Source organism: Neisseria sp. P0009.S007 (assembly GCF_051962515.1).
On record NZ_JBQCVF010000010.1, the window covers coordinates 1 to 6546 of the forward strand.

Consider the following 6546-nt stretch of genomic DNA (forward strand, 5'->3'; position numbering starts at 1 on the left):
ATGAAAAAACATTTGTACCGCATTACGCTCGTCAGCATTGCCGCGGCCATTCTTGCCGCCTGTCCGAGCAAAAGCATTAAAAACCTTCCCGAAACCGACACCAGCGTTATCAAAGGCCCCGACCGCCCCACCGGTACGCCCGATCCCGTCGGTACGATAGTGAGCGGGGGAGGAGCAAACTACACCGTAGTTTCCTACAACGAATTGCCGCACTGGGACCTCCAACACTTTACCAAAAGCCTGCAGTCTTTCCGTTTAGGCTGTGAAAAACTTAAAAACCGCCAAGGCTGGCAGGACGTTTGTATCCAAGCCATGCAAACGCCGGTGCACCATTTCCAAGCCAAGCACTTTTTTGAGCGCTATTTCACCGCATGGCGCGTCGATAACGGCGGCAATCCTGCCGGCACCATTACCGGCTATTACGAACCGGTCCTGCCCGGCGACGACAAATCCACGAGCCAATCCCGTTTCCCTATTTACGGCATTCCGAACGATTTTGTTTCCGTTCCGCTGGCTGCAAACTTGAAGGGCAGCAAAGCCACCGTCCGCATCCGCCAAACCGGCCCAAACAGCGGCGTCATCGACAACAGCGGCACATATACGGCCGACTTGTCCAGATTCCCGATTACAGCACGCAGCACTGCGCTGAAAGGCCGTTTTGAAGGCAGCCGTTTCGTTCCTTACTACACCCGCAGCCAAATCAACGGCGGCGCGCTTAACGGCAAAGCGCCGATTTTGGGTTATGCAGATGATCCGGTCGAACTTTTCTTTATGCACATTCAAGGTTCAGGCCGTCTGAAAACGCCGTCCGGCAAATACATCCGTGTCGGATTTGCCGATAAAAACGAACATCCGTATGTTTCCATCGGCCGCTATATGGCGGACAAAGGCTATCTGCCGCTGGGTCAGACCAGCATGCAGGGCATCAAGGCCTATATGAAGCAAAACCCCGGCCGCCTTGCCGAAGTTTTGGGACAAAACCCAAGCTATGTTTTCTTCCGCGAGCTGACCGGCAGCGGCGATTCCGGCCCAGTGGGCGCATTGGGTACGCCGTTGATGGGCGAATACGCCGGTGCCATCGACCGTCATTACATCACGCTTGGCGCACCGTTATTTGTCGCCACTGCCCATCCGATCACCAAAAAAGCCCTCAACCGCCTGATTATGGCGCAAGATACCGGCAGCGCGATCAAAGGCGCGGTCCGTGTGGATTATTTCTGGGGCTATGGCGACGAAGCAGGCGAAGTGGCCGGCAAAATGAAAACCACCGGCTATGTATGGCAGCTTCTGCCCAACGGCATGAAACCGGAATACCGCCCATAAACGGTGGTTTTAAAAAAGGCCGTCTGAAACCAAGATTCAGGTTTCAGACGGCCTTTTTATTTCGATAAAAATGCGGCAGGTTTTTAAAACCTGCCGCGGTATGGGGACATACAGCTCGGACGGTAAGCCGGGTTCTGTCGCGGACAGTCATTCCTCTAGGCACATCATTGCTGGTGTGCTCAAGCAACCTACCCGAACGCTCGGCGAGCAGCGTCATCGCGTTCTGTTTGGTCTTGCTCCGAATGGGGTTTAGCCTGCTGCGCTTTGTTACCAAATGCACGGTGCGCTCTTACCGCACCTTTTCACCCTTACCTGTTTTGCCCGAAGGCAATCATCGGCGGTATTGCTTTCTGTTCCACTTTCCGTCGCGTTGCCGCGCCCGGCCGTTAGCCGGCATTCTGCTCTGTGGAGCCCGGACTTTCCTCCCCGTATGCCTTACGCGATACGCGGCGACTGTCTGTCCGACCTGTATGAGGTGCGGATTATAACACAGCCGCCATAGGGTTCAGACGGCCTAAATATTTATTTTTTCTTTTTAAATGCTATTTCGGTCAAACCCAATTCCTGTGCTTTTTTGCGGACTGCGGATTCGGGCATTTCGCGTGCCAGGCGGCTGGTGCAGTATTCGGTCATGGTGGTGGCGCAGGCTTTGAAGTTGCCGGTAAAGTCGCTGGCGGCACTCAAAAACGGGATGAGGCGGCCGGCCATGATTTCTTCGGCCGGTGCGTCTGTTTGGGCGGATACGCGTCCGGACTCGACCGCCGAGAAGATTTGTTCGGTAAAGCGTCGGGCGAAGTTTTCTTCTGTTTGGCAGTCTTGGAATGCGGTGTTTTCATGTTGGCAGACAAGGGTAACTTCGCCTTCTGCTTCTTGCAGCGGTTCGGCCAAATCGAGTTTGAGGGTTTGCTTGTCGGTTTGCAGCCAGGCGGTGCGGCCTTGGGTTTTGATGATTTTGCCGTAAACGCCGATGGCATCGTTTTGGGGGATGTTTTTCTGTTCGGCAAGTTGCTGGGCCGAGAATAAGGGGGCTTGTTCGGCAAATGCGCCGCCGGTTTCGTGTTTGAAGTAGGCGGCGAGGTCTTGTTTGATGAGGGCTTGGGTCAGCAGTTTTTCGCCTTCGGTCAGGCGGTGTGCAAAGCCGTGTGTTTTGGGGGCGGATGCGGTATCCGTGGTGGTCTTGGTGTCCGGTGTGCAGGCGCTCAGGAGTAAAAGCAGGGGAAGGATGTATTTCATGGCTGGTCTCTCAACAGGCCGTCTGAATCTATGTTTCAAACGGTCAGCGTTGTTTATCGATAACGATAAACCCGGCGGGGATAAACGGGATAGGCCGGGTAATTGCGGACGGGTTCGCTGTCTTGATAGATGACGGTCGTCCCGGGCGGGGCGTTGATGGTCACGGTTTTGTTGACAGTGGTTTGCGAGTGGACGGGCAGGTCTAAGACGGCGGTGCGCCCGTACGGAGTCTCGGTATAAACGCACGCGCTTAGAAGCAAGGCGGCACTCAGGACGGCGGTTTTCATGTTTCAGACGGCCTTATTTGAGCAGGTTTTTCAAGGCCAGGCGCACGCCTTCGCCGACTTCCGTGCCTTTGGGAATGCCTTTGGTGGCGGCTTTTGCTTCGCGCTCGTTGTAGCCGAGGGCAAGCAGGGTGTTGATGATGTCTTGGCTTTCGTCGGCAACGGCATCAGGGGCAAACAGGCCGTCTGAAACGGTATGGGACACGAGTTTGCCGCGCAGTTCCAACACCATGCGCTCGGCGGTTTTTTTGCCGATGCCGGGGGCGGAGGAGAGGCGTTTGACATCTTCTTCGGCGACTGCTTGCGCCAGCTCGTCGGCATTCATGGCTGACAAGATACCCAATGCGGTTTTGGCACCGATGCCGCTGACTTTGACCAGTTGGCGGAAGGTGGCGCGTTCCTCGGCTGAGGCGAAACCAAACAGCAAATGCGCGTCTTCGCGGACGACAAGCTGGGTGTAGAGATGGACGGTTTCGCCAACGGGAGGCAGGCTGTAGAAAGTCTGCATGGAAACGTCGGCTTCATAACCGACGCCGTTGACATCGATAACGACCTGCGGCGGATTTTTCTCAATCAATTTGCCTGTGAGCCTGCTGATCATGGTGTTCCCCTGTGATTAAAAAAGGCCGTCTGAAACCTTGCAATCGGGTTTCAGACGGCCTTGTATTGTATCAAACTTCAGCGCTAACGCGGACGAAATCAGATGGCGGACACCAGATTCAGATGACGGGCGCGTTCGCCTGCTTCGGCGGCACGTTCTTGGCTGCTGAACGGACCCATTTTGACAACATATTCGTAGTTGCGTTTTTCCAGCATGACTTTGCTGTCTGACGGCAGGCTTTGTGCGGCTTGGTTCAGATAAGCCTGTGCTTCGCGTTGGGTACCGAAGGATTTCAAATCAACAAAAAATTCTTTGTTGTTTGGGGAAACAATGGTTTGAGCGGCGGTTTGGCCGGGGATGATTTGTTCAACTTTAACGTTGGCCGTGCCTTGGTTGATGAAACCCAATTGTTGGGCGGCGGCGCGGGAAACATCGATGACGCGGTTGCCGTGGAAAGGGCCGCGGTCGTTGACACGGACGATGACGCTTTTACCGTTTTGCATATTGGTTACGCGTGCGTAGCTGGGAATAGGGAGGGTTTTGTGGGCGGCGGAGAGGGCGTTCATATTGTAACGCTCGCCGCTGGAAGTTTTACGGCCGTGGAATTGGTTGCCGTACCATGAGGCTTTGCCGGTTTGGCTGAAAGAGGAAACTTGGGTCAGCGGCGTGTAGCGTTTGCCGGCAACTTTATAACTGCGGTTGGCAGAAGGATGCAGTTTTTCGACTCGGACCACGCTGTCGGCGACGGCGGCATTGATGGAAAGGACGCCGATGGTGGCGGCGGCTAAGGAAAGGAGGGTTTTTTTGGTAAAAGTCAAAACGGGTTCCGTTCTTGAGTTGATAACGCAGCGGTTTCAGACGGCCTGTTATACGCCGCCGGCAAAACCGTTTTGTCGCCATGCTTCAAACAGAATAACGGCGACGGTATTGGAAAGATTCATGCTCCTGCTGTCGGGCATCATCGGCAGGCGGATTTTTTGTCCGGCAGGCAGGCTGTCGAGAACTTCGGCAGGCAGGCCGCGCGTTTCGGGGCCAAACAGCAACACGTCGCCTTCGCGGAAGGAAACTTCGTCGGGGCGGGTAGAGCCTTTGGTGGTCAGCGCGAAAATGCGGCGGCCTTCAAGTGCCTTGAGGCAGTCTTCGAAATTCTCATGTACCGTCAGTTTGGCAAACTCGTGATAATCCAAGCCCGCGCGTTTCATTTTGGACGAATCCAGAGGAAAACCAAGCGGCTTGACCAAGTGCAGATCAGCACCGGTATTGGCGCACAGGCGGATGATATTGCCCGTATTGGGCGGGATTTCGGGTTGGTACAAAACTATGGTAAACATATAAATCAATCACTTATAGAGTGGCATAATGCCGAAATGTTCCATGGGTGTCAAAAACTTTAAGCTATTTTTTCATTGGCGGCCGCGCCAAGCTCCAGCAAAAAATCTTACCTGCGCCTGATTTTTTCAGCGTTTTCGCCAATTCGTCCAAAGTCGAACCGGTGGTGAAGACATCGTCAATTAACAGAATATTACACGCCTTCGGCAATTCGGCTTTGATTTTAAATGCATTCTTGATATTTCGCCGACGCTCGTCGCTTTTCAGCGTACTTTGCGGCTCGCCATGCCGTCTGAAAACCGCGTGTCGCGGCAGCAGCGTCCAGCCGTAGCGTTTTGCCAAAATATCCGTCAACGCCTCGCTTTGGTTGAATCCGCGCTTGAGCCGCCGCTCTTTGCTCAAAGGCATGGGCAGGACGAAATCGAAGTGTTCCGTCGCCAGCCAGTCCGGTGCGTTTTGGCACATCAAATCCGCCAACGGACGGCTCATGCCCAAATCCGCCAAGTGTTTCAGCTCGCGTATCATGCTGCTGACGGGCGGTTCGTAATACAGCGAGGCCCACATTCTATCAAATGCAGGCGGCTTTTTCTGACAACTGCCGCACACCGCCCCGCCCGCGACATGGCGGAAACACAAAGGACAGCTTTGTGCCGCGTCGATAAAATATTCCGTCAAATCGTTTGCGCAGCCTCGGCAAAGGCCGTCTGAAACGGAATCGTGGCATAATACGCAACGTCGCGCATTGAGCCGTTTCAAATTGCGCCACCAAGAAAGAACATTCATGCCACACTCCGCCAAAAAAGTTTATCTGATACACGGTTGGGCGGCGAACCGCCATGTATTCGACGATTTGATACCGCGCCTGCCTGCCGATTGGGACGTCCGCGCGCTTGATTTGCCCGGACACGGCGATGCGCCTTTTGCCGAACCGTTTGATATTGCCGCCGTTGCCGAAGCCTTTGCCGGACAAATCGACACGCCGGCACACATTCTCGGCTGGTCGCTGGGCGGATTGGTTGCCCTGTATCTGACCGCGCTTTATCCCGACAAAATCCAATCGCTCTGCTTGACGGCAAGTTTTGCCCGATTGACTGCCGACACGGATTATCCCGAAGGCTTGGCGCAACCTGCCTTGGGCAAGATGGTCGGCGCATTTCAGCAGGATTATGCCAAACATATTAAACAGTTTCTACAACTGCAACTGCTGCACACACCCCATTCCGGCGAAATCTTAAACCGGGTGCTGCCCGATTTGGCGCGCTGCGGCACGCCTTCCGCCTTACAGGCCGCGCTTGAAGCGGTTAACCATGCCGACGCGCGTCCGCTGTTGCCGCTGATTCAGACGCCGTCACTGCTGGTGTTTGGACAGAAAGACGCCATTACGCCGCCGCGCATGGGCGAATATTTACACCGCCATTTGAGCAACAGTGAGCTGGTTCTTATCGACAAAGCCGCACACGCGCCCTTTTTAAGCCATGCCGACGAATTTGCCGAAATTTACCGCAACTTTGTCGAAAAGGCCGTCTGAAACAGCCTTCAACCATAAAAACAGAATATTGTCGGGCAAAGCCCGCTGACACGACCCACTATGACCGAACAAGACAAACGCTGGCAGATTCACCGCCATCTCGCCCAAGACACCGACGAGCGCCTGCAGCTGGTCCGTAATGCACCCAAACGTATCATGCTGATTGGTGCCGATGCCGACATCAGCCGCAGCCTGCTGGCCGCGCGTTATCCCGACGCCGTGTTTGAAGAATACGATCCGAATGCCGA

Annotated in this window: 8 protein-coding genes, 1 other RNA gene and 1 pseudogene; 3 read left to right on the plus strand and 7 right to left on the minus strand. The window is 54.7% G+C overall.

Annotation, left to right across the window (positions count from 1 at the left end; all coding sequences use genetic code 11):
• A partial coding sequence (mltA, locus tag ACTHS3_RS02300; protein ID WP_440367024.1) for a murein transglycosylase A occupies nt 1-1323 on the plus strand: 1323 nt, incomplete at its 5' end.
• A gap of 107 nt (nt 1324-1430) precedes the next feature.
• Here the strand turns inward: mltA and rnpB are convergent.
• The 7 genes from rnpB to ACTHS3_RS02335 all read right to left on the minus strand — a co-directional run bounded on the left by rnpB (nt 1431) and on the right by ACTHS3_RS02335 (nt 5553).
• Nucleotides 1431-1792, minus strand: an RNA gene (rnpB, locus tag ACTHS3_RS02305) — RNase P RNA component class A.
• Between the two features lie 53 nt (nt 1793-1845).
• Entirely contained in the window at nt 1846-2556 is a 711-nt protein-coding gene (locus tag ACTHS3_RS02310; RefSeq protein ID WP_440367026.1) for a hypothetical protein, read from the minus strand.
• Between the two features lie 53 nt (nt 2557-2609).
• A complete protein-coding gene (locus ACTHS3_RS02315) occupies nt 2610-2843 on the minus strand; it encodes a methionine-binding protein (RefSeq protein ID WP_070712458.1) in 234 nt (77 codons plus the stop codon).
• Between the two features lie 13 nt (nt 2844-2856).
• On the minus strand, nt 2857-3441 hold the full coding sequence (gene ruvA, locus ACTHS3_RS02320) for a Holliday junction branch migration protein RuvA (RefSeq protein ID WP_440367028.1): 585 nt from the start codon (nt 3439-3441) through the stop codon (nt 2857-2859).
• A gap of 98 nt (nt 3442-3539) precedes the next feature.
• On the minus strand, nt 3540-4259 hold the full coding sequence (locus ACTHS3_RS02325; protein WP_440367030.1) for a septal ring lytic transglycosylase RlpA family protein: 720 nt from the start codon (nt 4257-4259) through the stop codon (nt 3540-3542).
• Between the two features lie 48 nt (nt 4260-4307).
• Nucleotides 4308-4772 carry a tRNA (uridine(34)/cytosine(34)/5-carboxymethylaminomethyluridine(34)-2'-O)-methyltransferase TrmL gene (trmL, locus tag ACTHS3_RS02330; RefSeq protein ID WP_049329344.1) on the minus strand — a complete coding sequence of 155 codons (465 nt, stop codon included), beginning with the start codon at nt 4770-4772 and terminating at the stop codon, nt 4308-4310.
• A 64-nt stretch (nt 4773-4836) separates the two neighbouring features.
• Complete coding sequence (locus ACTHS3_RS02335; RefSeq protein ID WP_440367032.1) at nt 4837-5553, minus strand: ComF family protein; 717 nt, start codon at nt 5551-5553, stop codon at nt 4837-4839.
• Here ACTHS3_RS02335 and bioH point away from each other — a divergent pair.
• Nucleotides 5552-6298, plus strand: coding sequence for a pimeloyl-ACP methyl ester esterase BioH (gene bioH, locus ACTHS3_RS02340; protein WP_308882017.1), 747 nt, complete (start codon nt 5552-5554; stop codon nt 6296-6298). The genes ACTHS3_RS02335 and bioH overlap by 2 nt on opposite strands.
• A gap of 60 nt (nt 6299-6358) precedes the next feature.
• Nucleotides 6359-6546, plus strand: a pseudogene (locus tag ACTHS3_RS02345) (methyltransferase); the annotation flags it as partial.